Raw genomic sequence first — 25,555 nt, 5'->3', positions numbered from 1 at the left:
TACTATGACAGAATTAACGAAGCGCAGATCAAGACGGCGCGGGGGTGGGCGCGAAGCACGTGCAGCCGTGCGAACCAGCAACGTCGCTTCGCAAGCGATCTGGCCGGGCATTTCGGGTGGGCGCTACAAGCCCCTTTCAGATGCTGACATGTCAAATATTCACGAGGCCGCCCTTAGCATTCTGGAGCGTACGGGCGTCGGTGATCCAACGCAGGAAGTTCTCGATCTCGTGCTGTCCAAAGGTGCGACGTTGAACGAGCATGGTAGGCTGTGCTTTCCTCGCGCGTTGATGGAAGATCTTTTGGCTAAGGCGGCCCGTGAGTTCTATGTCCATGCACGCGGATCGCGGGCCGGTAAGGATGACATGCACTGCACCAAAGACAAGGTGTACTATGCGAACTCCGGCACCGCTGTGACAACGTTTGATGCGGAAACTCGCAGTTACCGGCCGTCGACGCTCAAAGACATTTACGACTTTACACGATTGGTTGACCGGCTCGATAATATCCACATGACCGGTGATACGGTTTTGGCAACGGATGTGCCACAGGACTACGAGCACGACATGAGCATGCTCTACGCCATTCTGGCGGGTAGCGAAAAACCATCTTGCCTGACGTTCCGTACTCGAGAGCATATTCAGGACGCGATTCATCTGTTCGATCTGGCATCAGGCGGGGAGGGTAAATTCCTCGAGAAACCCTCAGTCATTTTTGGCGGTTGTCCCATAGTATCCCCGCTCCGGTTTGGGCGGGAAAACTTGGAGATCCTGATTGATACAGCGAAGATGGGGCTTGTCTGCGATTTAGCTGTTCCGCCACAGGCTGGGGCGACGTCGCCTGCGCCTCTGGCCGGGACTTTGGCGCAAGCCGTAGCCGAGACCCTATCTTGCGTCGCAATTGCCAACCTGATTAACCCGGGCACCCCCGTCGTCTTTGCAGCTTGGCCGTTTATTACTGACCTGCGAACTGGTTCGTTTACGGGTGGCAGTGGTGAGCAAGCATTGATATCCGCGGCGGCTATCCAAATGGGCAATTTCTACAACCTGCCGACCAGCGTTGGTTGCGGCATGACGGATTCCAAGATTCCTGACGCACAATATGGTCTGGAAAAGGCGTTGACTTTCGCATTAGCGGCTCATGCTGGGGCCAACAGGCTCTGCGAATTTGGCGGTATGCTCGGCAGCCTGATGGGTTGCAGCTTTGAGTCCATGGTCATCGACAACGAGGCCGCGGGTATGATCTCACGAACCCTGCGTGGTATCGAGGTGAGCGACGACACTCTGTCGGTTGACGTCATCCACGAATGTGCAATTGATCCCGGTCATTTCCTCGGCAACACGCAGACCTTGCAATACATGGAGACTGAGTATGTCTATCCAACCCTGATGGATCGGGAGCTAACCGATACTTGGCAAAAAGCCGGTCGTCAGGATATGTTTGAACGGAGCCGGTCAGTCGTGAACGACATTCTATCCAATCACTATCCAAACTATTTTGGCAGCAAGGCGGATGCGGAGGTTCGGTCCAAGTTCCCGATCAAATTGCCACCAGAGGTGATGCGGGCAGGTTAAACGCAGCGCACTTAAGCGAAGGCATAGCAACCATGAAAATCGCGATGGCGCGCCGAGGCAGTTCCTAAGGTTTAAACATACCCTGCTGCTTTAGGTCTTCGGTTGCCAGCTGGATACCTTTTTCAAGGACGTCGAACATCTGGTTCAACTCGCCTTCGGTAATGATCAGAGGTGGGGAAAACACGCACATGTTGATGATCGGCCGCAGAATCAGCCCGTTCTCCTGACAATGATGATCAATCAAAGCGCCGACAGATTTATCTAGGTCCAGTGCATTATCTGCTTTTGCGTCTGCAACACATTCGACGCAGCCAACGAGCCCCATGCCGCGCGCATCACCGACGAGCGGCAAATCTGCCAGAGCCTGGAGGCGCTCTTCGAAGAGCGGCGTGATTGCGCGGACATGTTCCAGAACGCCGTCGCGCTCCATGATTTCAATCGTCTTCAGGCCTGCCGCCGCGCATACTGGATGGCCTGAGTAAGTGAAGCCGTTTGAAAACGTAGCGTTCTGCGCATTGTCTCCGCTTACATCTGCAATCAGCCGGTCAGAGATGATACAAGCCCCCATGGGTACGTACCCAGACGTCATGCCTTTGGCGCAGGTTATGATGTCGGGCTTAATCCCAAAGACGTCTTCTGAAGCAAACCAATGTCCAAGCCGCCCAAATCCGGTTACGACCTCGTCTGAAATATACAGGACATCGTATTTCCGGCAGATTTCAAGACAGCGCTGATGATACCCCTGCGGAGGCACAATGACGCCACCAGAGCACAGTATCGGTTCAGCGATGAAGGCAGCGACCTTGTCTGCTCCGGTTTGCAGTATCATGTTCTCCAGATCTGCAATTTTTTCGTCCAGAAAGTCATCGACCGCCTGATCGGGGCGACGTATATACGGATTCACGTTCGGCAAAAACCTCGTCAGGTCCGAGGCTTGATCCAACCACCCTTTGTCGCGCTCTTTTCCGGATACCGAGGCCGCCAAATAGGTCGATCCGTGATATGCTTTCTGGCGCGAGATCACGATTTTCTTTTGAGGTTTTCCCAGCAGGTTATTGCGAAATTGTACAAACCGCAGAGCGCTATCCACGGCCGTTGAACCACCGGTCGTGAAGAATACATGGTTCAAATCGCCCGGCGTTCTCTTGGCGATTTCATGTGCCAAACGGGCCGGAGTTGAGTTGGCGTTGTTGAAGGGCGTAAAATACGCCATCTGTTTCGCCTGCTGAGCCATCGCATCGGCAATCTCGTTGTTTCCATAGCCCAATTGAATGCACCACATGCCAGCAGGGCCGTCTATCAGGCGCTTTCCGTCCTCTGTGACGACATGAACGCCAAGGCCGCTTTCGGCAAAGGTTCGTTCATTTTGGCCAAGGTGTGACATCCCTTCCCAAGGGTGCAGGAAATGTTCGTTGTCCCATTCTCGTATGGACCGAAAGTCGGAGTTGAAAAGGGTCATGCAGCACCTTAATGTAATATAAATCACAAATTGAACAATCATTCATTCAATGTCAATCCTTGAACTGTCTTAACGCTAAATGCGAGAAGACAAAGGCGACTACCCCAGTGAAGGAGAAATAAGATTAATCTCGAGCGTGATACACCAACCAATGCCCGAGACCTGGGTAAATTGCAGAACCGAAAGCTGCTGATCCAATCGGCTGCGGACGCCATTTATAGATACGGAATACGCGGAACAACTTCGGCAAGAATCCAAGAATTGTCGGGATTATCGCAAGGGATGGTCAACCTACACTTTGGTTCCAAGGAAAAGCTGCTGCTTGCAGTGGCTGAGGAATTGTCAGTCCGATACGCGGAGCAGTGGACGGCCATTGCAGTCAATCCAGAGTTAGACCCGGCAGACAAGCTAGTCTCTATTATAAAGGCAGATTTCGACCCACTGGTCCTAAATGCGCGGGACGTCGCGATCTGGTTTTCCTTTCGGGCTGAAGCGCTCTCGAACCCGAACATATTTCCTTTCATCGACTCGCGCGACAAAGGTTTCCGCGCGGTGATCCTGGAGTTGTTGGAACAAATAAAGGGTGAAGGCGAATATGAGGATGTAAGCGCCAAACTTGCAACAGACGCGTTGGTTGCTTTGTTGGAAGGGCTTTGGACCGACTACCATTTGCACTCAGATATCTTCAACCCCTCCGAGGCTTTGAAGATCTGCCTGTTTGTGCTGCAATCGATGTTTCCTAAACACTTTGGCACTCGGTCGATCCGCGGGAGTAGGTGACTGGGAACTAGCCACGGGCAATCACGAACCCGTCCGAGTCTTGTGGTTCAATCGGCGCAAGTCGTTGATCATTGCTTTGGCCAGAGAGACGCACATCAGTAGCAAAACGACGCTGAACGGCAATGCCCCGATGATCATCGAATTGGTCAATGCTTCCAATCCGCCGCCGCCAGCGATCAGCAGAGTTCCAATTACAAGAGTCAGAAGAACACCCCAAAGGATACGATGAAGAAGGCCGGTGTTTTCAGACCCGCCGGACATGATCGTGTTCATCACAAGGATGCCAGAGTCGGCGGACGTGACAAGGAATGTCATGGTTAAGAGCACACACATGACACTCACTACCGCGAGCAAGTTGCCCGATATCATTTCCCCCAATGTGACGAACAGGGTTGCCGTCGTTGAAGCTGCGAGGATTGATCCACTTGCATTCCCATTTAGTTCCAGATCGATGGCCGCTCCACCCAGAATGGCCATCCACGCGAAACAAACGAGGGACGGGGCAATGACCGCGCCAAATATGAACTCGCGTACGGTTCGCCCTCTGGAGATACGCGCTAGGAAAAGGCCGACAAAGGGCGAAAACGCGATCCACCATGCCCAATAAAATGTAGTCCATCCGGCCTGCCATCCGAACAACCTGCCTCGTGTGCCCGCGTCATAAGCTGCAGTCTTGGTCGCGTCAGAAAGATCGGCTGTATCGTTGCTCAAACCCTCAAGATAGGTTGCTTTTGTTCCCCAGGGATCAGTTGCACCCGCGAAGAGTTCGCCGACAAAGGGCGCAGCCTCAGCTGGCAATGCGGAGCCAAACTCGCCTTCGGAAATCGGTCGAAAAGCTTGGAAACTCAGCGGGACAAAGTTTTTGATATAGTCAACCAGTGCTGTGGCGTAGGTCGTCGCCGCAAAAGCGAATGAACCATAAACAATGAATACCGCCAGCAATACCAGTGAAAAGAGAAGATTAATATTTGACAAGTATTTGACACCACGCCCCACGCCAGAGACGGCTGAGAGTGTCGACATAATCATAACAACGATCAACGCCGTAATTAGGCCGGCGGTCGACGGGATCACTTTGGTTACTTCTTTTTCAACAAGCCAATTCGCACCGGTAATTAGAAACGCACCGTCCACCAATTGAGAAACGCCATAACCGATCGTTACCGCCACGCCGAGTATTGTCGCAACGACGCCGAGTACATCGACCACATGGCCTGCAACACCGTTTGAGTATTCTCCAAGCAATGGGGTCAGTGCGGTGCGGATTGTTAGCGGCATGCCTCTTGTAAACGCATAATAGGCAAGGCTAAGGCCGGTGACGACGTATATTGCCCAGGCGTGAAATCCGGTGTGCAAAAAGGTATAGCGGTAGGCTCCATCAATAGCGTCCTCGCTTTTGGGTGCGACTTCCCCGGAAATAGTCAATGGATTTGTTTCCCAAAGGCCGAGTGGTTCGGCGGTTGCATAGACCATTAGGCCCACGCCTAGACCCGCCCCAAACATCATCGAAAACCAAGAGAAGTTTGAAAATTCCGGTTTCTCATCTTCTAAACCCAGCCTCATCCGGCCGGTTGAAGGTATGAGCGCGATAAGGAAAAGGAAAAATACAAATAATCCAACGGAAAGGTTGTAAAATGTGTTGAACTCGGCCAGCACTCCTGACTTCCAGGATCGCAGTTTATCGTTCGCAGATAGTGGCCAAACCAGCGCCCAGAGAACGAGCAGAGAAACCGAAAGTTTGCTTACCAGCGCAATCGGCAGGCTATATCCTTTGTAAAAGCCAGTTCCCTGAGTTCTTATTTTGAGTTCTGTGAAAGGTTCTTCAAGCGCCATATTTTCCCGGTCTTACATAAATTGACTGCTTTGCACGCCACGGTGTCAGTCGCTGGGTTTCAGACTATTTCTATTCCAGCCAGATTAGGAGTGTAGCAGCGGGATTGGTCTTGTCAGAAGAACTTTGATTGAGCGGGGTAGGGTTGTTGCGTAGCTTTTGCCCATGACCGGACCTGCCTATTTCAAATACTTCAAAACCAGTCCCGAGGTCATCCGCCTTGCGGTGATGCTGTGCATCCGTTTCCCTCTCTTGCTTCGGAATGTCGAAGATCTGCTGCATGAGCGAGGCATCGACATAAGCCACGAAATTGTCCGATATTGGTGGAACGGCCTTGTCAGAAGAACTTGGCTTGAGGCGGGCAGGGCGGTTGCGTAACTTTTTCCCATGACCAGACCTGCCTCTTTCAAGTACTTCAAAACCAGCCCCGAGATCATCCGCTTTGCGGTGATGCTGTATATCCGTTTCCCGCTCTAGCTTCGAAACGTCGAAGATCTGTTGCACGAGCGAGGCATCGACGCGAGCCACGAAACTGTCCGATATTGGTGGAACAGGTTTGGTCCAATGTTTGCAGCTGAGATCCGACGGAAGCGTGTTCAGCACCTGCGCGCCTTCTCCAAATGGAAGTGGCACGTTGACGAGGCTATCGTGAAGGTGAATGGCAAGCGGCATTATCTTTGGCGGGATGTTGATCACGAAGGTGAGGTGCTGGAAGCCGTTGTAACGAAGCGCCGTAACAAAGCTGCAGCACTGAAATTCCTAAAGAAATTGATGAAGCGACACGGTTGCGCCGAAGAGATCGTCACAGATTGCTTCGCTTCCTACAGGGCAGCGCTCAGAGAAATGGGCGCGCTCGATAAACAACAGACGGGCAGGTGGCTAAACAACCGCGTCGAGAATTCGCACCTGCCGTTTCGACGACGCGAACGCGCGATGCAGCGTTTGAAGCGCATGCGAAGTTTGCAGAAATTCGCCTCTGTCCATTCCTCCGTATACAACCACTTCAACCAGGAAAGATCGCTAGCCAGCCGGGACATCTTCAAGCTGACCCGCGCCGCCACTCTCGCCGAGTGGCGTCAACTTTGTTCCGGATAGGTACGCGGTTTTCGCAGCAAACTGACACTGGTTCGAATTCGTCTGACAGCACCCCACCAATGCTCGGATAAGCTCAGGTCGCTTAGCTGCCACACGCAGAGCAACTGCAGAACCCATGGAAATACCACCGATTACCACAGGACGGGAAGCCTTTGCCTCTATGAGCGCAATTGTGTCGTCTGTGAATTGTCTGATCGAGAAGTCATCAACAGGCCCGGTTTCTGAGTCGCCATGTCCGCGAAATTCCATCGCGGCAACACTTGTAATTGTGTCCTTCGGAAAAGCCTCAATTGGAAATTGAGCGGTGTCGCACAAACCGCGTTGAAACACCATGGTATCGTCTGTGAATTCGCCGTGTACCGAGAACTTTATCCCGTCGGAACTAAATGCGGATTTATTGGCCAACTTATTTTCCAAACATGACAAAGGTAGTGGATAAAATCGCAAACAGAGCAGGCCCTGTTTGCGAATACCAGAGGCAAATTTTCTGACTGTGTATGAAGTCTTAGTCAATTGCCAAAGTGTTGCCTCTCGTCAGCATCTAGGCAATCAAGTCTAGGCTACTGTGGTCAACGCTGATCGAGATCTGTGTCTCTAGATCATCCGCCTCCACGATGTCTCCAGCGATCAGGATTTCCTGTTCCTCGACTTCGCTTCGACGACCGTATGACAACGTTAGCAGCGTTGTGATTTCGTCGTCCTCCACTTCGTAGCTGATTAAAACACGCGAGGCACTGCCATCAATCTGGATCATATCGTCATCTGCTTTGCTAAAGTCAGCGATGAATGCTCCGCCTTCTTCAAAGACAAACCGGTCGGTTCCGCTACCGCCAACCACGGTATCGCCGTTTGCTGCGGTGATTACGTCATCGCCTTCAAAGCCAATCAAGAGATCGCGGTCATCGGTCCCAGTGAGAACATCGTTTTCATTGGTTCCGCCGATACGTCCAGCAGCAAAGAATACATCCTCTTGCTGATGCTCGATACCAGTGTTTGCCGCAATCACATCCGCCAGAGTCGTATCCCAGAGGGCCTTTACGTCACTTTTGTTCAGATACCCGGCTTCACTCCAATAGGCATCGCCATCCCGCAGACGCAGGAACTGATCGACTATCACTGCCGAGAAGGTTTCACCCAGAATACCGCCGTCTGCGGGGTCTTCGGCCAGCCCGCCGATCCAGGCGTCTAGGTCGTCAACACTGTCGTAAAGGTCCGAAAGCGTTGCCGCTATTTCGGCATCCGATGTCACGCCCGAGAAGTCTTCCGCCCGTTCCAGACCGAACGCTTCACGCAGGTCGTTGTAGCTGGCGACGCCAAGGTCTCGACCGCGCTGAATATTGATCGATGCCAAATCCAGCCCGAAGGACCCATCGGGAGCAAACAGGAAGGAACGTACGTCCTCGACGACCATAGTATCAAGCTCTTGGGCTGTGCTTCCCATCAATCCGCGTAGGATTGGATCAATTCCCCCTGCGTCTTCAATGGCTTGCGGGTTTAAGAAGGCATCCTGCAGCGCAATAGACCCTTCCGCGATGCTGCTGCCATCTTCGTTAAGACGCAACAGATCTGACGACAAAAGAGAATGGCCAAACCGATAGGCAGCAGCTGAGAATTCGACTGCGATACCCGGATTGATCGTCGGATCATATCCGTAATAACTAGAGATAGCTTCTTCACCGACGAGGATTGGTAGGAAGTCGTTGAAGGTAATCGCCTGCAACTCTGCCTCGACCCGCATGCGGGCTGCATCAAAAAGCTCTTCTTCGGACAAACCAGGCTGTCGTTCTGCAAGTGTATCCACCCACCGGTTGTGTTCGCGCGCGAACAGTGTGTGCAGAGACGTCAGCGCGATATTCTCTGCTGCGCGTACGTCCCCCGCAAGAACACCGCCATCCTCGGTTTGAACTAGCAACCCATTGTCGTCCAGTATCAGATAGGCTCCATCACGCAGTGTGGCGGCTGTAGCTTGGTCAGAGCCATAAAGCATACTGCCATCAATAAACGCCGTGATTTCGTTGTGATATGTGCGCTCAAAATCCTCGCCACTGCCTTCAACCGGATCAGCCCGGAAGAAGGAAATTACGCCGCCGGGCTCAAAAACAGTATCACCCACAGGGGCGACGATCGGAGCGAATTCGGTGTCTCCGCCCTCGGTCAGGTCAAGGTCATGATCAATAAACTGACCCCAGGCCCAAACCATATCGCTGATACCAAAACTGCTGGGAATCTCACCTTCCTGGGCAACAACCGCATTGGAGATTGCACGTGGATTTGGTCTGCTGACGTCCATCTCTCCGATACCATCCACAAAACTGTTTGGTGCCAGTCTAAGTAGGTCCTGTCCGGCAGAACCCCAGTCAACTTTCGCCGCGTTGTTGCCGGTTCCATCTACGGCGCGAGCTACTATCTCGCTTACATCTTCGGAACGTGGGTTTTCGTCTCGGCCATGTCGATCTTCACGTTGACGATCACCGCGCTCTTCGAAGTTCTCGTTTGACCGGCGGTCTTGTCGATCGTCTCTTGGTTGTCTTCTTGCGGAGCTCTGCTTCATAGCGCACCTCTCTTGCCACGCGCCGAGGTAATCAGCGCGCATTGTGAATGTTCATGTTCAATTTGAGCGACAGCCGAGTGAAAGCCGCCGCAGATTGGGTGCACCCCGACCCAGCGTTACAAAAATCCGCAATAATAATGAGTTAAGAATTCATCGCGCCTCGATGCGAGCAACAAGCCGCTAGTTCTGAGAAGTATCGGCGGTCGACCGCTTGGATAAGCGCAAACCAAAAAACAATACCCGTTTCTTGGATGAGTAGCGCTTGGTCGCAACACTCGAGAAAAACGCTGAGACCGTTTGTTCCGCAAAGCAGACATTGAAAAGAGTTGCGACGAATGATTGCTCTGCGGACAAAGCAGGCGTTCTACGCGACCAAAATCAACTGGCAAAATGATTGGCTTTATACTGGCCGATCGTCGTAGGCTCTGGACGTTCTGCTACGATACACCACTGTCAGAAATGCAATAGTTCAAATGAGGAAGCTTACGGTGCTAAGATATCTCCTTCTCTTTGCCTTAGTCGTTTTGAACGGTACAGCGACCGCAGATGACCGACCAATCTTTGATGCGCATATTCACTACAGTCACGACGCTGTGGAGCTGGTCCCACCTGAACAAGTGGCTAGGATTTTGCGGGATGCTGGCGTGCGAAAGGCGCTTGTTTCCAGCTCTGATGACAATGGTACTCAACTGCTCTTGGACGCAGCGCCAGATATCGTTGTCCCGGCACTTCGTCCTTATCGTCGTCGCGGAGAGATCAACACCTGGATGCACGACGAAACTGTAGTCGACTATCTGGAATCAAATCTGGCGAAGAACGAATACGAAGCCATAGGCGAATTTCACGCCTATGGCAGTGATATCAAAACGCCGGTCATCCAGCATATGATCGCTTTGGCAAAAGAACGGAATTTAATTCTGCATCACCACGGCGATCGTGAGGCGGTTGACCTGATCTTCGAAACATGGCCCGAAGCCCGTGTTTTGTGGGCCCATTCAGGCTTTGTCGATCCTGAAAGTGTGGTCGACGCCCTGGACACCCATCCTAGACTTTGGGCCGATCTAGCGTTTCGTTCTGATATGATTTCACAGGGCCGCGTCGACCCTGGTTGGAAGGCCGCGTTTGAAGGACATCCCGATCGTTTTATGGTTGGCACGGATACATTCGCCCCAGAGCGTTGGTACTACGTTGGCCCTCATGCCGACTATTCGCGTGAATGGTTAAGCCTTCTTCCAGATCAGATTGCAGACAATATTGCGTACGCAAACGCGGAACGTATGCTGGCAACAGAATGAACCGCTGGGCTTTTTGGTTTTTGATTTCATCAGGGCCGGTCGCTGCGTGTGAAGCGGTGGGGCAACGCGCAGCTTCAGATGCCGCAAACGCACCTGAGGTCTATGTCTCTTCAGGAGTCATTCCACTGGCTCAACCGTTTTCCATTCTAATCGAAGTCTGCAATGAAACTCCCGTGAGGGAAATACTTGTCGATGCAATCATGCCGGCTCACCAACACGGTTTAAACTACACTCCCAAGGTAACGGCGTTGGACGAAGGAAAATTCCGTATCGATGACCTGTTGTTTCACATGCCGGGTTTGTGGGAACTGCAGGTGGACGTCGACTTCAATGGGCAATCAGTTTCCTATATAAGTGAGCTTGCGCTGAGATGAGGCTTTGGGTGTCAGTCGCGTTGGTGGTCTTGGCAAGTGCCGCGAATGCAGAAGTTTTGTTGTCTGAAGACGAAATTGAACAAACGCTTTCCTTCGGACCGTGGCCACCATCTTTGCAGCCGGATCCAAGTAACAGAGTTTCAAACGATGCCAGCGCGATTGCGCTCGGCGAGGCTTTGTTCAACGATCCGTTGTTGTCCGTCGATGGTGCATTTGCCTGCGCAAGTTGCCATGATCCTGAGCAGGCATTTACTACGACAGAAGCGCGCGCATTCGGCCGAGTTCTGCTAGATCGGAACACGCCATCTCTGAGAAACCTTGCGGGTCTTCGATGGTACGGTTGGGGCGGCAAGAGTGACAACCTCTGGGCCGCCAGCTTACATCCCATCATCGAAGACGAAGAGATGGCGCACAAAAAAGAGAGTCTGAAAGCAGCAATTTCTGACAGTCCGTATATTTATGACTTTGAGAAGATTTTTGGTGAGATCCAGAAGCAAGACGCAGAATTGGTTTTGGTCAACACGGCCAAAGCTTTATCAGCCTACCTGGAAACTTTAATTACAGAACCGACGCAATTTGACGATTTTCGAGACGCGCTAGAACGCAGCGATTTTGCTGAGGCGGCGAACTATCCTGAAGCTGCACAGCGAGGTCTTCAGTTGTTCTTGGGACGCGGCAATTGTGTGTTTTGCCACAACGGTCCAAGATTCTCCAACAACGAGTTCCACGACGCCGGCGTACCATATTTTCTAAACGGAGCCGAAGTAGACGAAGGGCGGTTTGGCGGATTGAACATATTACTATCAAGCAAATATACCCTGGACGGGGATTGGAGCGACGATCCGGATAAGCAAGGGGCTTGGGCAGTTCGCGGTGTGCGCAGGAGCCATTCTGACTTTGGAACCTTCAGGACACCCAGCCTGCGGGGCGTAGCCGAAACAGCGCCCTACATGCATAACGGCAACTTGGTCGACTTGGATGCGGTAATCCGACACTACAGCGAAATTGACATGGAACGGTTGCACGCTGACGGTGAAGCCATACTCGCGAAATTGAGTTTATCCGAGCAGGAGATTGCAGACTTGGTTGCGTTCTTGGTGACGCTGTCTAGCAAACCTTAGACCTTTACCCGAGAGGAATTTGGGGTTTTCCACTTCTCTGAATAGTTAGACCTAACGATGGGATTCCGCCTTGGGCTCGGAGCGGTCATTCGCTGCACCTAGCGTGAACGACCGCTATCCCGGGCAGAAAGCGACCCGGATTAGGCGCAGTGCAACCAAGATGGTGCAGAACTATTCAGAGGGTTGGTACTTTGCCGATTGCGACGATCTTTTACTCGAGTGGAAACGGGTGGACGCGAAGTACTACAAGGAAGTGTTGTTGTAAGACTTCAGCGTGTAAATGCAAACGTGTTTGTTTCCAATGCGGCAAGGAAAGTTATTGAATGCATCGCAAAACGCTGTTTCGAGAACCGCAGACGAAACGATCCAATAGTTGTTCCATCTCAGAGTGCCTACTGATTAAGAATAAATAATGTTCGCGTAATCCTTACCAAAGCTTCGAGCACCAAGTCCATTGTACTTCATATCACTGGGTTAAAAGGGTGTTTTAGTAACAATGGTTTATGAAATCGGTGTAGATATGGCGCTCTCGGCCATGAAGGTATCTTCGGTAGTAAGTGAAAGAGATGACCAACTCTACGCAATGGGAGTCTGTGAGGCGATGGGACTTACACCTCGTGAGGCTGCCTTAGTAATTTTGGCTAAAGATAGTGAATTTGTTAAGCCCAGAGAAACGGAAATATGCATCAAAAAATGGGCGCGCGAAGGAAGTTTGAATCCGACAGAACCTGCTGTCGCTAGTGCCCTTTCGAGGCTCGGCTATAGCGAGATTTAGGGTCTTGTCAGAAGAACTTTGATTGAGCGGGGTAGGGTTGTTGCGTAGCTTTTGCCCATGACCAGACCTGCCTCATTCAAATACTTTAAAGGCAGGGCAGAATGTAGTGGTGATCCAAATACCCGCGCTGTCGTGATCTGGGATGACAGACAGCGCGGGCCATAGTCTGGCATGGGACTGCCCAGACTATCTGGAATGCGTATTCGGGCAAGCGAAGTTAACCAGATTGGTGTGGCCACTGCTTCACGACAGTGTTGACCCGATTGGTAACCAACTACCTGCATAGTTCGCCCCTGCCTTCAAAAGCAGGACTGCGAGATCTAATACTCACGCAAGCATAGTCCGCGCGACAAAAATATTCTTCCCGCGCGTAAAAATACTTGAATTGTTGCATCTTGGATTCAAGTATTCGAATGCGTGGCAAATTTGTATTACCTCTGTTGCTCACGCATTCGCCAGATATGTCTGGCTCGCCTCTTGGTGACGTGGAGTGAGTGGCGTCGCCAAGAGGCCATCATTTGTTTGAATGGCACTCGTTAGAAGAGATTGAGTTTAGGATTGCATAGTAAACTATGGGCCCCGCCGCGCAAATGATAGTGTCGTCCACAAAGTGGACATCCAGCGTGAACGAGGGGGTCTTGTCAGAAGAACTTGGGTTGAACGGGGCAGGGCCGTTGCGTAGCATTTAGCAATGACCAAACCTGCCTCCTTCAAGTACTTCAAAGCCAGCCCCTAAATCATTCGCCTTGTTGTGATGCTGTACATCCGTTTCCCGCTCTCGCTTCGGAATGTGGAAGATCTGCTGCACGAGAGAGGCATCGAAGTGAGTCACGAAACTGTCCGGTATTGGTGGAACAGGTTTGGTCCAATGTTGGCAGCTGAGATCCGAAGAAAACGGGTTCAGCAACTGCGCGCATTCTCCAAATGGAAGTGGTACGTGGACTAGCTTTTCGTGAAGTTGAGTGGCAAGAGACACTACCTCTCGCGGGCTGTTTATCACGAAGGCGATGTATTGGAAGCCGTTGTTACCAAACGCCGAAACAATGCTGCAGTACTGAAATTCCTCAAGAAGTAGATGAAATGACACGGTAAAGCGAAAACCGTCGTCACGGATCGCCTCGCATCGTACAAGGCCGCTCTCAGAGAGCTTTGCGCTACCGAAAAACAAAGGACGGGTAGGTGGCTCAACAACGGAGTCGAGAATTCACACCTTCCTTTCCGACGACTCGGACGCGCGATGCAACGTTTCAAACAGATGCGAAGTTTGCAGAAGTTTGCCGCCGTCCATTCCTCAGTATACAACCACTTCAAACAGGAAAAATCGCTGACCCGCAGAGATACATTCAAGCTAACACGCAACGCCGCTCTTGCCGAGTGGCGTCAACTTTGTTCCGAATAGGTACGCAATTTACGCGGCAAACAAAGACTGGTTCGAATTCATCTGACAGCACCTTCGCGTCTATTGCAGACACAAAAGCTTGACCCGTCCCGAGCCTAAATCGAGCCACAGTCGTTTTCATGTATTCAATGGAAGGTTTGATGAATACTTGAGGATGTTTCCAGCAGAGCTCTTTCGATGCTTTCTTTTTGTCGCGCAAATCGCGTCGTTGGCACTGGAATTGAGATCGCGTGCAGGTCTCCGACCCAGTCGACGAAAGAAAACCCGATCGCCGACACGCCGGCGGAATGCTCGTCCAAATCATAGGCAAGGCCCTGTTCGCGGACCGTATTCAGTTCGGAAAGGAACTCATCCAAATTCCTTTGTATACCATTCCGTTCCCATTCGTTTTGAATGAGCTTTGTCGCATCTTCTTCATCGAGTTGAGCGAGACAAGCTTTCCCATTTGCAGTGGTGGTCAGTGGAAAAACCTCGCCCACTTGCGAAACGGTCGTCAACCGATAGACACCTGGGACCTGATCTAAGAAAACCATGCCGATACCGCGCATGACGGCGAGGTCTGTGGTTTCCCCGGTCTTTTGGGTCAGTTCTGTCAAAAGCAGCCGGCAGTGTTCGACGATGCTGTACTGCGCGGCACCCGCGAGAGCGCTTAGTTCGGGGCCGAGCCTCAAGCCACCTCCATTTGCATCTGCTATGACAAGTTTTTCTTCAGCAAGTGCACTTGTGATTCTCTGTACCGTAGAGCGGGGCAGGTCAACACGCTCGGCGATTTTCCCCAAGCTCATTCCGGATTGGTTTTCTTTTAGAACACGCAAAATAGAGGCTGCTCTGGAAATGACCTGAATGCCACCTTTATCCGGTTTTTCAGACATTTAACCTACCCCATTCTGTCTTGGCATCGTAGCTTTGGATGCCTGGCGATTTTTTAGTGTTGTATCACAATGCGGTGCAAGTCAACCGTATAGTGAGTTTTAAGTTGACCGTAATGCGGTGCGCGTGCATCATCATACGGGACAGGTGGGGAGGCCACCCAGACAACTGAAAAGCGAACACCGCCGCGTTGCCGGCGAACAAAGGAGATATGCCCAATGGTCGAAATCCGCGGCATTGAGTTTCAGTCAAACACCGACAATGACATGGGGCTCGAGTTTTACAACCTTAGCCACAGATACGGGTTCCAGTGCCCGAACTGGCCCTATTTCAAAGACGTCCAAATCGACCGAAAGCACTATATGGCCAAGTCCGGCGTGTTGTCTCAGACGATTACCACAACGATGCATGTGACAACGCACATCGATGCTCCAGCGCATGTCGTTCAGGGAACGCCGTTCATCGACGAAGTTCCGCTGCCGCATTTCTTCGGTTCGGGATTGGTCGTCTCGGTTCCCAAGAAGAAGTGGGAGCAAATCACAGGAGATGATCTGGAGAAGGCTTGCGGGCACGCAATCCGCACGGGCGACGTTCTGATCATCAACACTGGTTGGCATAAGCAGTACGAAGACGGTGACTACTTTGCTTATTGCCCGGGGCTTGTTCCTTCCGCTGCCGAGTGGATGATCGAAAAAGGTGTGAAAGTCGTTGGCCACGACACCCAGGCAAACGATCACCCTCTGGCAACGGCCATTGGCCCGCAGCGTAACGGTCCAATTTTGCCACACCTTGAAAAAGAATATCTTGAATGGTCAGGGGGGACACCGTGGGAGGTTGATTTCCCCGAGTGGGAACCAGTGCACAACATGCTGTTCTCCAAAGGTATTCTCGGTATTGAAAATGTCGGTGGGGATCTGGATGCGGTGACGGGCAAGCGCTGCACATTCGCCTTCTTCCCATGGAATTGGGACCGAGGCGACGGCTGCATCATCCGACTGGTTGCGATGATCGACAAGAACCAGTCCTACCGCATCGAAGCTGGCGAAGAATTCTGAACACTCACGGACCGGTCGCCGGTTCGCCGGCGGCCGCCAATAACCTTGAGCGGAGACGGACATGCATCTGAAGCGCTTTCAAGACGCCCAACCCTACGAAGCACCGAACCATTTTGGGTGTCATGGGCTTCGCTTGCAAGGGTTTGAGGAAGGCGGGCCGACAAATCAGTGGATTGGCTTCAGCCAGTTCCTACCGGGTGGTGGTGCCGGGCCGGACTCCACACCTTTTGAGAAAGTCTACGTCGTCTTGGAGGGTGAGATGACCGTCATCGTTGACGGCACAGAAACCATTCTTGGGCCGATGGATAGTTGCACGATCGTACCGGGCGAAGTGCGCAAAATTGAAAACCGCGCCAACCACACCTGCAAAATGCTGGTGGTCATTCCGTATCCGCCAGAAAGCTGAGGACGAAAAGAATGTCTGATCCACTCAAGATGTTTGACGTAAAAGACAACGTCGCACTGATCACCGGAGCATCCGGCGCGTTTGGCACGGTCGCAGCGCGCGTCTTGGCCGGAGCTGGGTGCAATCTGGTTCTGGCTGCGGGCAATCAGGACGCGCTCAACGAGATCGCCAAAGAGTGCAAGTCGCTTGGTGCGATCGTCGTTGCGGTGAATACGCGCCCGTCCGACGAGGCATCCTGCAGTGCGCTGGTAGAAGAAGCAGTCAATAATTTTGGTAGGCTCGATATTCTCGTTGTCGCGTCCGGTATGAACAAAGTTGCGCCGATCAACGAAATGGCGCCAGAGACCTTCGACGCAGTGATGGACGCCAATGTGAACCAAAGCTGGCTGTTGGCACGCGCAGCGGCAGCGCACATGAAGCAAAGCGAATATGGCAAGATCATATTCGTCAGTTCCGCGCGCAGCACCCTTGGACACCCTGCCGGTTACACAGCGTATTGTGCGTCAAAGGCTGCAGTGAACGGGATAACCAAAGCGTTGGGATGTGAGCTGGGTCCAACAGGAGTTACTGTCAACGCGATTGCGCCGACTGTATTTCGTTCGCCTTTGACGGCTTGGATGTTCGAAGACACCGACGAAGCGAAGGCAGTGCGCGACGGTTTCCTGACCCGTGTTCCCAAAGGACGACTGGGTGAACCTGAAGACCTTGCCGGCCCTCTCCTGTTTCTCGCGTCGCGGGCGTCTGATTTTTACACCGGGCATATTCTGCATGCTGACGGCGGGTATACGGCGGGTTAAAGAATGGTGCACAAGAAACAGCAGATAGCGGTAATTGGCGCGGGTCTTATGGGGCACGGTATCGCACTGACCTTGGCAAGAGCAGGTCAATATGTCGCCATCACAGATCCCGTTGAAGAGGCACGAGCCACCGTGCCTGACCGCATCCGCGCGAGCATGGCCGCGATGGGGAACGACGAGGTCACAATCACAAAAACTCTCAAGATGATTGAGATTTTTGGGACGACGCAAGGTGCGGTTCAAAATGCCGATGCTGTTTTTGAAGCGGCGCCGGAAAAGTTGGCGCTCAAGCAAGCGATCTTTGCCGAGATCGAGACGCATGCACCAGAAACTTGCATACTCGCATCAAATACCTCGGTCATGCCGATTACTCAGATCATGTCCGGTTTGCGGCTGAAAAACCGCTCGTTGGGGACGCATTGGTGGAACCCGCCGCATATGATCCCGTTAGTTGAAGTTATCAAGACAGAATGGACAGATCCCAAGATCGCTCAAACCATGTTCGATCTGCTGAAGGACGCAGGAAAAACTCCGGTGATGGTCGAGAAGGACGTGCCCGGTTTTATCGGCAATCGCCTTCAGCATGCGCTGTGGCGCGAAGCGGTCAGTCTGGTGGAAAACGGTATTTGCGATGCGGAAGCCGTTGATACCGTGATCAAGTCCAGCTTTGGGCGGCGATTGGCGGTCCTTGGCCCGTTGGAAAACGCAGATTTGGTTGGTACTGACCTGACACTCGATATCCACGAAAACGTACTACACGATCTTGAGGCGCATAAAGGCCCTTCATCCTACCTCAAGTCGCTTGTCGATGCGGGCAAGCTGGGCATGAAATCAGGCGAAGGTTTCAGGAAATGGGCCGAGGGCGAAGCAGATCAGGTTCGCCAACGTGTCGCGAAACATCTGAAAAATCTCGAGAAGACTTTGTAAGATCAATCAAACACTGGCGGGAGGCCGGTGAAGGGAGGACGCAATGACAAAGACTTTTAAGACGGCCACAAGGCGCGGTTTTATTGCCGGGGCTACGGCGGCAATCGCTGCTCCGGCCATCCTCCGGGCAACGCGTGCTTATGCGGCAAACCCGACGCTAAGGATTGGCAATGTCAGCCCGCGTACCGGTCCACTGGCTGGTTTCGCCGAGGCTGATGAATATGTGCTTCAAGCCATTCAGCAGGTCTTTTCGGCCGGGTTGGACAATAACGGAAAGACTTGGAACGTCGAGATCATCTCAAAAGACAGCCAGTCCAACCCCAACCGCGCAGCCGAGGTCGCCGCTGACCTGATCTTGGGCGATGAGGTCGATATCATCGTAGCGGCTTCAACGCCGGACACGGTGAACCCTGTTGCGGATCAGGCAGAGATCAACGAAGTTCCCTGCATCACGACTGATTGCCCTTGGCAGCCCTATTTCTTTGGCCGCAATGGTGTTCCGGGTGAGGGTTTTGAAACGACCTATCACTTCTTCTGGGGTTTGGAAGACGTGATCGCGGCGTTCCTTGATATGTGGGATAAAACGGGTGTCACAAAAACCGTCGGCGGTCTATTCCCCAACGATGCCGACGGTAATGCTTGGGGCGATGCGGAACTGGGCCTGCCTAAACCGCTCGCCGCAGCTGGCTACACGTTGACCGATCCCGGTCGCTATCAGCCTTTGTCCGACGACTTCTCAAACCAGATCGCAGCGTTCAAGGCTGCCGACTGCGAAATCGTCACGGGTAACATGATCCCACCTGATTTCGCTACGTTCTGGAGCCAGGCCGCCCAGCAAGGGTTCAACCCAAAGGTCGTGACCATTGGCAAGGCGCTTCTGTTCCCATCCGTCATTGAATCGCTGGGAGACCGCGGTGACGGGTTGTCGACCGAGGTCTGGTGGTCCCCGCATCATCCGTTCTCGTCCTCACTCACCGGCATTTCCTCGAAAGACCTAGCCGAAGGTTATACCGCAGAGTCCGGTCGCCCCTGGACTCAACCCCTTGGCTTTAAACACGCTCTGTTCGAGGTCGTCGCTGATGTCATCAAACGGGCGGATGATCTGGAAGACCCGTCTTCGATCATTTCGGCAATCACCTCAACCAACCTGAACACAATTGTCGGGCCGGTGAACTGGGGTGATGGGCCGATGAACAACGTCACCAAAACTCCGCTGGTCGGAGGCCAGTGGCAGAAGTCCGGAGACGCCTATGAGCTGCAGATTGTTGCGAACAGCACCGCGCCCGAAGTTCCGATCACGGCCGATATGAAACTGCTGGGCTGACCAGACATTCGGCGCCGATCTTGGTGCCGAACCCTCCATCCGAGAGAAGCATGACGACAATCTTGAGACTCCAAGACCTGAGCAAGGCATTTGGCGCAGTCACTGTCGCCGATGCCATGAGCTATGAGGTCCACAAAGGCGAGGCACTCGGGGTAATAGGCCCCAACGGCGCTGGCAAAACCTCGATGTTCAATCTGATCACTGGGACGCTCAAATCCAATTCCGGGGTGATAGAATTCAGTGGGCAAAACGTCACCAAATGGAGCGCGGCAAAGCGCAGCCATGCAGGCATCGCGCGTTCTTTTCAGGTCCCGCAGCCGTTTTTGGGCATGACTGTTTTCGAAAACGCGATGATCGCCGCCACGCAATCAGCTGGCATGCACGGACACCAGGCCGAAAACTTTTGTCTGGAGGTTCTGGACCAAACGGAACTGCTGCCCAAGGCAAACGTTCTTGCTGGTAGCCTGACTTTGCTGGAGCGCAAACGCCTGGAACTAACACGTGCGCTTTGCGCCAAGCCCAAACTGCTGTTGCTGGATGAGATTGCAGGTGGTTTGACCGAAGCTGAGTGCAAGTCACTGGTCCAAACCATCAAGGACATCCACGCCGCTGGCGTCACCATCATCTGGATCGAACATGTTGTGCATGCGCTGCTGGCCGTCGTGGATCGTCTGATCGTCATCGACTTTGGAAAAAAAATCGCGGAAGGCGAGCCACAGGCAATTATAGAAAGCGCTGAAGTAAAGGAAATCTATCTGGGGATCGAAGCCGATGCCTGACTCAATTCTTCAGACACGCGGTTTGAACTCCTACTACGGCGATTTCCAAGCGCTCTATGATGTCGAATTGGACGTCGGCGAGGGAGAAGTTCTGGCCATCATTGGTGCGAACGGCGCAGGCAAGACGACCCTGATGCGGTCAATCACCGGGTTGCTGACGAACGGGCGGGATCAGATTCACTACCGTGGTCAGGATATCAGCCGCCTTCGCGCAGACCAAGTTGCAGTACTTGGCCTCGCCATGGTTCCAGAAGGTCGCCAGTTGTTCCCATCGTTGTCAGTCAAGGAAAACCTGATGATCGGGGCTCAAGTTGGTCGCTCAGGCCCTTGGGATCTGAAAGCTGTCTATGATCTGTTTCCGATCCTTGAGGAGCGCAAAGATCAGTCCTCTACATCGCTGTCGGGTGGTCAGCAGCAGATGGTCGCCATCGGGCGCGCATTGATGGCCAATCCAGATCTAATCCTATTTGACGAAATCAGCCTTGGATTGGCACCGATCATTATCAAAGACATCTACGAGGCTTTGCCCGGCATCATCGGTGAGGGCATGAGCGCGATCATCGTCGAACAGGACATAACCAAGGCACTCTCGGTCTCGAGCCGGGTCTATTGCCTGCAGGAGGGGCGCGTTTCGCTGGAAAGCGCGTCTGACACCGTTTCGCGCGAAGACATTTCGCGCGCGTATTTCGGGATCGAATAATATGGAATGGCTTAACGCTATCGTGCAGGGAACTTTGCTGGGTGGGCTATACGCGCTGTTTGCCGCAGGTCTGTCATTGATCTTTGGGATCATGCGGCTCGTCAATATTGCCCATGGCGATCTAATTGTGTTGGCTGCATATCTTGGGCTGACCGTGACGACCGCGACCGGGATGCACCCGATGGCCGCATTAGTGATTGTCGTTCCCGCTATGGCTCTGATTGGGTATGCCCTTCAACGCGGCCTACTGAACCAAACCCTGGGCGACGATATCCTTCCACCGCTGCTTGTGACCTTCGGGCTGAGTGTAATCATCCAGAACGGGTTGCTGGAGGTCTACACAGCCGACCCGCAAACATTGAATGCTGGTGCTCTGGAAACAGCCAGCGTTGCGGTAGGCGGTGTGACCCTCGGGATCTTGCCGCTGCTGACTTTTGGGATTGCAATCGCCGTGATCTGGGGGCTGCAATGGACCTTTTATCACACTGCTATCGGTCGCGCATTTCGAGCGGTGTCCGACAATCAAGACATTGCCCAGCTCATGGGCCTCAATCGCCGACACATCTTTGGCTTGGCCATGGCGCTGGCCCTCGGCGTGACGGCAATCGCCGGTATTCTGCTTGGCATTCGGACAAGCTTTGATCCCTCGATTGGCGGGGGCCGCCTGATCTTTGGCTTTGAGGCTGTCATTATCGGCGGGCTTGGCAACCTTTGGGGCACTCTCATTGGCGGCGTTATTCTTGGCGTCGCGCAAACCATCGGAGCTAAGATTGATCCGGGCTGGCAAGTACTAGCCGGCCATATTGCCTTCCTTGTTATTCTTGCCGTTCGTCCGAACGGCCTCTTCCCGAGGGTTTCCGGATGAACTTGCAGGACTACAGTGTATCTCGGTCATCAAAAGCAGCGCGCGTTGCTGCGATCGTGGCCGCAATCGGATTGCTTGTTCTGATTGCAGCGCCCTGGTGGGCAGGCCGCGCCGACATGCGCTTGATGGGGGAGCTGTTTCTCTACCTATCACTTGCCACCCTTTGGAACCTCATGGCGGGCTACGCCGGCCTCGTCTCGGTTGGGCAGCAAGCCTATGTGGGCTTCGGCGGCTATATGCTCTTCGCACTTACGATGCTGGGTGGGCTGAACCCCTTGGTTGCTATTGCAGCAGCGGGAGCGCTAGGGGCTTTGATCTCGATCCCGGTTGCTGTTCTGATCTTCAGGCTTCGGGGCGCATATTTTGCCATTGGCACCTGGGTCATCGCAGAGGTCTTTCGACTGAGCTTCGCGCAAATCTCAGCGCTTGGCGGAGGGTCAGGATCTTCGCTGCCCGTTGCCATCGTGAAATCACTGGCATCCGGGCGCGCGATGCGTGAGGCGCTGAGCTATTGGCTGGCACTCGGGGCCGCCGTGCTGGTTGTAACCGCCGTGTATCTCTTCCTGCGTTCGCGCCAAGGTTTGGCATTGACGGCAATTCGGGACAACGAACTGGCCGCCGGTAGCCTTGGCATCGATATCTGGCGAACGAAGTTCATAGTGTACGTCGTCACGTCGGCATTCACGGCGATGATCGGCGCGCTGATCTTCTTGCAAAAGCTGCGCATATCGCCGGATGCGGCGTTCAGCGTCAATGATTGGACTGCCTTCGTCATCTTCATCGTCGTGATCGGCGGCATCGGTACCATCGAAGGACCAATCATCGGCACACTCGTCTTCTTTGCGCTGCGCGAAACGCTGGCCGACCTAGGAACAACTTACCTGATCGTTCTCGGCGTGGTCGCAATTGTCGTCATGCTCAAGGCGCCAAAAGGCATCTGGGGCGTGATCCGTAGCCGCTATGATCTGCAACTTTTCCCGCTAGGCTATCGCGTAAAGCACACCGGACAATCCAAGGAAAACTGAACCTATGGCCCGTCAGAAAAAGACCATCATTACATGTGCTGTAACAGGAGCGATCCACACACCAACCATGTCGGATGCGCTGCCGTACACTTACGACGACATCGCACGGCAGGCGATCGAGGCCGCCGAGGCCGGAGCGTCGATCCTACACGTCCATGCCCGCAACCCTGAGAACGGGTCGCCATCGGTCGATCCGGACGACTTCGCGCCATTCCTGCCCCGTATAAAACAGGCAACGGACGCTGTTGTGAACCTATCGACCGGTGGATCGCTGACATTGTCCATTCAGGACCGGATCAATCCGGCCAAGACTTTCAGCCCCGAAATGTGCTCGATGAATATGGGTTCGATGAACTTCTCGTTTCACCCATTGGCCAACCGATATGGCGATGACGATTGGAAGTTTGATTGGGAGAAGGACTATGTCGCTAATTCCGATCAGAATATCTTTCGCAACACATTCCGGGATATTCGCGAGGCGGCAGAAACGCTCGCGCCGCATGACATCAAGTTCGAACACGAATGCTACGATGTCGGCCACTTGTATAACCTGAAATTCTGCGTGGATATCGGGTTGTTCAAAGCACCTATTTTCATTCAGTTCATCTTTGGAATCCTCGGTGGTATCGGGCCTGAGGTTGACAACCTGATCTTCATGAAACGCACAGCAGATCGCCTGTTTGGTGATGACTACCGCTGGTCCGTTCTCGGAGCCGGCGGTGCGCAGATGTCGCTTGCTACCACTGCAAGTCAGATGGGCGGCAATCTTCGCGTTGGCCTAGAAGACAGCTTGTTCATCTCACGTGGAAAGTTGGCCGAAAGCAACGCTCAGCAAGTCGCTAAAATTCGACGTATTGTAGAAGATCTGGGCACTCAGGTCGCGACCCCAGATGAAGCAAGGGAAATCCTAGACTTAAAGGGAGGAGACCGCGTCGCCTTCTGAAGGTAGGATGACCAAAAACAACTCTCATCATTAACATTTTTTGGAATTTCCGAAAGCCCAAGGAGATTGAGCAATGCGATTGAAAGTATTGATAATCAGTGCGCTTCTGACAGGATTTGTGGCCCTGCAGGCTCATGCGCAAAACGTAACCCAAGACATCACCAATCTTTTGTTCAGCAACCGGTCCGGAGACTGCGCGGATTATGCAGGAGTGTATTCCGCTTCGGTGGAAGACGTCACGCGCCAACAACGGTTTAACTCCGAAATCGAAATCTCGGCAGAAAGCCAGCACTGTACCCTCAAGACCAATGGCATTCCTAACCATGATTTCAATGGGCCTACAGCCAACTTCGCTAACAATGTACGCGAATTGCCTGGCACTTTTCGGATTCCCAGAAATCCAGAGAAGGCCCGCAACCAAACCGCGCTGTCGCAACGGAGTTATGATGCCATTTTATTGAATGGCGTGCCGGTCGATTTGCTTTCGGCTGGGTGTTATCGCCCGAGCGGCCCGCGAGCAGACAAGAACGGAAATGTATTGGCGGGGTGTCGAGATACTGATCCATGGTTGCTAGATCCGCCGTCCTACGATCAGTATTTTGGTGTAGATCTGCACAATGCCCATGCCCAGCCCGATGGCAGGTATCACTACCATTCCAATCCAAATGCTCTGTTTTTGGATCACGACCTTGATAAGCCGTCACCAGCTATTGGCTTCGCCGCTGACGGCTTTCCGATCTACGGGACGATATTCAAAGACAGGGATGGTACGATAAGACCTGCGATTTCCGGCTACCAACTCAAAACTACGCCTCGGCCTGCGCCGCCTAACGGGCCGGGTGGTACTCCGGACGGGACATATATCGACGACTACGAGTTCACTGGGGCTGGCGATCTGGATAAGTGCAATGGCATGACTGTGGACGGCCAGTACGGATACTATGTCACCACAAGCTACCCGTGGGTGCTGAACTGTCTAGTCGGAGAACCTGATCGCTCATTCGACAAAAGATGACCTGACTTGGAGGCGCAGTTTTGACCTATCCTCGAATGATACAGACGCTTCGTGTTTCTTCTGCCGTGCTCACCGGTATTGCAGCGTTGCTCGCCATTCTTATCTGGTTAGGTTTGTCGCATTTCGGAGTAAGCGATGAAGCAGTTTCGGCGATCAAGAGTTCATCTGCGATTTACTTTCTGATCGGTTTTCTTGGCTTGTCTGTTACGCTGACTTTGTTGGCACCTATCGCGATACCGAGGTTGGTTTTTCTTTTGGGTTTGTTCCCCCTTTTGGTCGGCTGGCGTATCTCCACGTTGACGGGGATGGGAACCATCAACATTCTATGTGCCTGCGCGTTTATCGGTTTTCTCGCAATGTTCGCTGTTTTAGTTCTTCACGGATTGCGCACACCGGCAACAGCGGGTCGTCCTCAGACCAGCTACGCGAGTGTCCAACTTGCCTTCATAAGGCTCTATATCGGGTTGGATCTAGTTCCGCATTGTACGGAAAAGCTCTTTGCTGGACCAGCAGTTCGAGTTGGGGATGTGCAATCCTTTCAGGGGTCTTGTCAGAAGAACTTGTCTTGAGGCAGGCAGGACGGTTGCGTAGCTTTT

The 25,555-nt window shown here is 53.0% G+C and carries 23 protein-coding genes and 3 pseudogenes; 21 read left to right on the top strand and 5 right to left on the bottom strand.

What is annotated here, in order from left to right:
• Positions 1-4: 4 nt before the first annotated feature.
• Positions 5-1,573: a trimethylamine methyltransferase family protein gene (locus ACP15L_RS06110; RefSeq protein WP_170565509.1), complete on the top strand. Its 1,569-nt coding sequence runs from the start codon at positions 5-7 to the stop codon at positions 1,571-1,573.
• Positions 1,574-1,637: 64 nt separating this feature from the next.
• Here ACP15L_RS06110 and ACP15L_RS06105 read toward each other — a convergent pair whose 3' ends face one another.
• Positions 1,638-3,032 carry an aminotransferase gene (locus tag ACP15L_RS06105; RefSeq protein ID WP_425083503.1) on the bottom strand — a complete coding sequence of 465 codons (1,395 nt, stop codon included), beginning with the start codon at positions 3,030-3,032 and terminating at the stop codon, positions 1,638-1,640.
• A 171-nt stretch (positions 3,033-3,203) separates the two neighbouring features.
• Between ACP15L_RS06105 and ACP15L_RS06100 the strand changes: the two genes are divergently transcribed.
• On the top strand, positions 3,204-3,812 hold the full coding sequence (locus tag ACP15L_RS06100) for a TetR/AcrR family transcriptional regulator (protein ID WP_170565504.1): 609 nt from the start codon (positions 3,204-3,206) through the stop codon (positions 3,810-3,812).
• Positions 3,813-3,833: 21 nt separating this feature from the next.
• Here ACP15L_RS06100 and ACP15L_RS06095 read toward each other — a convergent pair whose 3' ends face one another.
• The gene (locus ACP15L_RS06095; protein WP_170719234.1) at positions 3,834-5,645 is read right to left on the bottom strand and encodes a BCCT family transporter; all 1,812 of its coding nucleotides are present in this window, start codon (positions 5,643-5,645) and stop codon (positions 3,834-3,836) included.
• Positions 5,646-5,808: 163 nt separating this feature from the next.
• Between ACP15L_RS06095 and ACP15L_RS06090 the strand changes: the two are divergent.
• Together ACP15L_RS06090 and ACP15L_RS06085 are read left to right on the top strand one after the other, a co-directional pair.
• A pseudogene (locus ACP15L_RS06090) lies at positions 5,809-5,973 on the top strand (IS6 family transposase); the annotation flags it as partial.
• A 57-nt stretch (positions 5,974-6,030) separates the two neighbouring features.
• Positions 6,031-6,738, top strand: a pseudogene (locus ACP15L_RS06085) (IS6 family transposase).
• Here the strand turns inward: ACP15L_RS06085 and ACP15L_RS06080 are convergent.
• Both ACP15L_RS06080 and ACP15L_RS06075 read right to left on the bottom strand, forming a co-directional pair.
• Positions 6,664-7,071, bottom strand: coding sequence for an alpha/beta fold hydrolase (locus tag ACP15L_RS06080; RefSeq protein WP_425083514.1), 408 nt, complete (start codon positions 7,069-7,071; stop codon positions 6,664-6,666). The pseudogene ACP15L_RS06085 and the gene ACP15L_RS06080 sit on opposite strands and share 75 nt — an antisense overlap.
• Positions 7,072-7,279: 208 nt before the next feature.
• Positions 7,280-9,289, bottom strand: coding sequence for a peroxidase family protein (locus tag ACP15L_RS06075; protein WP_170642944.1), 2,010 nt, complete (start codon positions 9,287-9,289; stop codon positions 7,280-7,282).
• Positions 9,290-9,777: 488 nt separating this feature from the next.
• Between ACP15L_RS06075 and ACP15L_RS06070 the strand changes: the two genes are divergently transcribed.
• The 5 genes and pseudogenes from ACP15L_RS06070 to ACP15L_RS06050 all read left to right on the top strand — a co-directional run bounded on the left by ACP15L_RS06070 (position 9,778) and on the right by ACP15L_RS06050 (position 14,253).
• On the top strand, positions 9,778-10,584 hold the full coding sequence (locus tag ACP15L_RS06070; protein ID WP_425083502.1) for an amidohydrolase family protein: 807 nt from the start codon (positions 9,778-9,780) through the stop codon (positions 10,582-10,584).
• The gene (locus ACP15L_RS06065; protein ID WP_425083501.1) at positions 10,581-10,958 is read left to right on the top strand and encodes a hypothetical protein; all 378 of its coding nucleotides are present in this window, start codon (positions 10,581-10,583) and stop codon (positions 10,956-10,958) included. The genes ACP15L_RS06070 and ACP15L_RS06065 overlap by 4 nt, the downstream gene beginning before the upstream one ends.
• An 8-nt stretch (positions 10,959-10,966) precedes the next feature.
• A complete protein-coding gene (locus ACP15L_RS06060; protein WP_425083500.1) occupies positions 10,967-12,079 on the top strand; it encodes a cytochrome-c peroxidase in 1,113 nt (370 codons plus the stop codon).
• Between the two features lie 496 nt (positions 12,080-12,575).
• Positions 12,576-12,854 (top strand): hypothetical protein, encoded by a 279-nt coding sequence (locus ACP15L_RS06055; RefSeq protein WP_170642941.1) that lies wholly within the window; start codon positions 12,576-12,578, stop codon positions 12,852-12,854.
• A gap of 736 nt (positions 12,855-13,590) precedes the next feature.
• Positions 13,591-14,253: pseudogene (locus ACP15L_RS06050) on the top strand (IS6 family transposase).
• A 125-nt stretch (positions 14,254-14,378) separates the two neighbouring features.
• Here the strand turns inward: ACP15L_RS06050 and ACP15L_RS06045 are convergent.
• Entirely contained in the window at positions 14,379-15,125 is a 747-nt protein-coding gene (locus tag ACP15L_RS06045; RefSeq protein WP_170768549.1) for an IclR family transcriptional regulator, read from the bottom strand.
• Between the two features lie 216 nt (positions 15,126-15,341).
• Here ACP15L_RS06045 and ACP15L_RS06040 point away from each other — a divergent pair, with 216 nt between their 5' ends.
• The 12 genes from ACP15L_RS06040 (at position 15,342) to ACP15L_RS05985 (ending at position 25,528) form a co-directional block, all read left to right on the top strand.
• Positions 15,342-16,178 (top strand): cyclase family protein, encoded by an 837-nt coding sequence (locus ACP15L_RS06040; protein WP_425083499.1) that lies wholly within the window; start codon positions 15,342-15,344, stop codon positions 16,176-16,178.
• Between the two features lie 61 nt (positions 16,179-16,239).
• Positions 16,240-16,584, top strand: coding sequence for a cupin domain-containing protein (locus tag ACP15L_RS06035; RefSeq protein WP_170681660.1), 345 nt, complete (start codon positions 16,240-16,242; stop codon positions 16,582-16,584).
• 11 nt (positions 16,585-16,595) lie between these two features.
• Positions 16,596-17,381 carry an SDR family NAD(P)-dependent oxidoreductase gene (locus ACP15L_RS06030; protein WP_425083498.1) on the top strand — a complete coding sequence of 262 codons (786 nt, stop codon included), beginning with the start codon at positions 16,596-16,598 and terminating at the stop codon, positions 17,379-17,381.
• Between the two features lie 3 nt (positions 17,382-17,384).
• Complete coding sequence (locus ACP15L_RS06025; RefSeq protein ID WP_425083497.1) at positions 17,385-18,308, top strand: 3-hydroxyacyl-CoA dehydrogenase family protein; 924 nt, start codon at positions 17,385-17,387, stop codon at positions 18,306-18,308.
• Positions 18,309-18,351: 43 nt separating this feature from the next.
• Positions 18,352-19,632 (top strand): ABC transporter substrate-binding protein, encoded by a 1,281-nt coding sequence (locus ACP15L_RS06020; RefSeq protein ID WP_170681654.1) that lies wholly within the window; start codon positions 18,352-18,354, stop codon positions 19,630-19,632.
• 62 nt (positions 19,633-19,694) lie between these two features.
• Positions 19,695-20,411 (top strand): ABC transporter ATP-binding protein, encoded by a 717-nt coding sequence (locus ACP15L_RS06015; protein ID WP_425083496.1) that lies wholly within the window; start codon positions 19,695-19,697, stop codon positions 20,409-20,411.
• Entirely contained in the window at positions 20,404-21,111 is a 708-nt protein-coding gene (locus ACP15L_RS06010) for an ABC transporter ATP-binding protein (protein WP_425083495.1), read from the top strand. The genes ACP15L_RS06015 and ACP15L_RS06010 overlap by 8 nt, the downstream gene beginning before the upstream one ends.
• Position 21,112: 1 nt before the next feature.
• Positions 21,113-21,976, top strand: coding sequence for a branched-chain amino acid ABC transporter permease (locus tag ACP15L_RS06005; RefSeq protein ID WP_425083494.1), 864 nt, complete (start codon positions 21,113-21,115; stop codon positions 21,974-21,976).
• The gene (locus ACP15L_RS06000) at positions 21,973-23,001 is read left to right on the top strand and encodes a branched-chain amino acid ABC transporter permease (RefSeq protein WP_425083493.1); all 1,029 of its coding nucleotides are present in this window, start codon (positions 21,973-21,975) and stop codon (positions 22,999-23,001) included. Before ACP15L_RS06005 ends, ACP15L_RS06000 begins: the two co-directional genes overlap by 4 nt.
• Before the next feature lie 4 nt (positions 23,002-23,005).
• Positions 23,006-23,944, top strand: a complete 939-nt coding sequence (locus tag ACP15L_RS05995; protein ID WP_425083492.1) for a 3-keto-5-aminohexanoate cleavage protein — start codon at positions 23,006-23,008, stop codon at positions 23,942-23,944.
• 73 nt (positions 23,945-24,017) lie between these two features.
• Positions 24,018-24,959, top strand: a complete 942-nt coding sequence (locus ACP15L_RS05990; RefSeq protein ID WP_425083491.1) for a YHYH protein — start codon at positions 24,018-24,020, stop codon at positions 24,957-24,959.
• A gap of 20 nt (positions 24,960-24,979) precedes the next feature.
• Positions 24,980-25,528, top strand: coding sequence for a hypothetical protein (locus ACP15L_RS05985; protein WP_425083490.1), 549 nt, complete (start codon positions 24,980-24,982; stop codon positions 25,526-25,528).
• Positions 25,529-25,555 lie beyond the last annotated feature (27 nt).

The organism is Ruegeria profundi (assembly GCF_049800715.1).
GTDB lineage: Bacteria > Pseudomonadota > Alphaproteobacteria > Rhodobacterales > Rhodobacteraceae > Ruegeria > Ruegeria profundi_A.
Note: the sequence above shows the minus strand (reverse complement) of the source record. Positions and strands in the feature narration are given on the sequence as shown.

Coding starts and splice junctions, on each gene's coding strand:
- ACP15L_RS06110 (WP_170565509.1), top strand. CDS start 5: ATGACAGAATTAACGAAGCGCAGATCAAGACGGCGCGGGGGTGGGCGC.
- ACP15L_RS06105 (WP_425083503.1), bottom strand. CDS start 3,032: ATGACCCTTTTCAACTCCGACTTTCGGTCCATACGAGAATGGGACAAC.
- ACP15L_RS06095 (WP_170719234.1), bottom strand. CDS start 5,645: ATGGCGCTTGAAGAACCTTTCACAGAACTCAAAATAAGAACTCAGGGA.
- ACP15L_RS06080 (WP_425083514.1), bottom strand. CDS start 7,071: ATGGTGTTTCAACGCGGTTTGTGCGACACCGCTCAATTTCCAATTGAG.
- ACP15L_RS06075 (WP_170642944.1), bottom strand. CDS start 9,289: ATGAAGCAGAGCTCCGCAAGAAGACAACCAAGAGACGATCGACAAGAC.
- ACP15L_RS06065 (WP_425083501.1), top strand. CDS start 10,581: ATGAACCGCTGGGCTTTTTGGTTTTTGATTTCATCAGGGCCGGTCGCT.
- ACP15L_RS06055 (WP_170642941.1), top strand. CDS start 12,576: ATGGTTTATGAAATCGGTGTAGATATGGCGCTCTCGGCCATGAAGGTA.
- ACP15L_RS06045 (WP_170768549.1), bottom strand. CDS start 15,125: ATGTCTGAAAAACCGGATAAAGGTGGCATTCAGGTCATTTCCAGAGCA.
- ACP15L_RS06040 (WP_425083499.1), top strand. CDS start 15,342: ATGGTCGAAATCCGCGGCATTGAGTTTCAGTCAAACACCGACAATGAC.
- ACP15L_RS06035 (WP_170681660.1), top strand. CDS start 16,240: ATGCATCTGAAGCGCTTTCAAGACGCCCAACCCTACGAAGCACCGAAC.
- ACP15L_RS06030 (WP_425083498.1), top strand. CDS start 16,596: ATGTCTGATCCACTCAAGATGTTTGACGTAAAAGACAACGTCGCACTG.
- ACP15L_RS06025 (WP_425083497.1), top strand. CDS start 17,385: ATGGTGCACAAGAAACAGCAGATAGCGGTAATTGGCGCGGGTCTTATG.
- ACP15L_RS06020 (WP_170681654.1), top strand. CDS start 18,352: ATGACAAAGACTTTTAAGACGGCCACAAGGCGCGGTTTTATTGCCGGG.
- ACP15L_RS06010 (WP_425083495.1), top strand. CDS start 20,404: ATGCCTGACTCAATTCTTCAGACACGCGGTTTGAACTCCTACTACGGC.
- ACP15L_RS06005 (WP_425083494.1), top strand. CDS start 21,113: ATGGAATGGCTTAACGCTATCGTGCAGGGAACTTTGCTGGGTGGGCTA.
- ACP15L_RS06000 (WP_425083493.1), top strand. CDS start 21,973: ATGAACTTGCAGGACTACAGTGTATCTCGGTCATCAAAAGCAGCGCGC.
- ACP15L_RS05995 (WP_425083492.1), top strand. CDS start 23,006: ATGGCCCGTCAGAAAAAGACCATCATTACATGTGCTGTAACAGGAGCG.
- ACP15L_RS05990 (WP_425083491.1), top strand. CDS start 24,018: ATGCGATTGAAAGTATTGATAATCAGTGCGCTTCTGACAGGATTTGTG.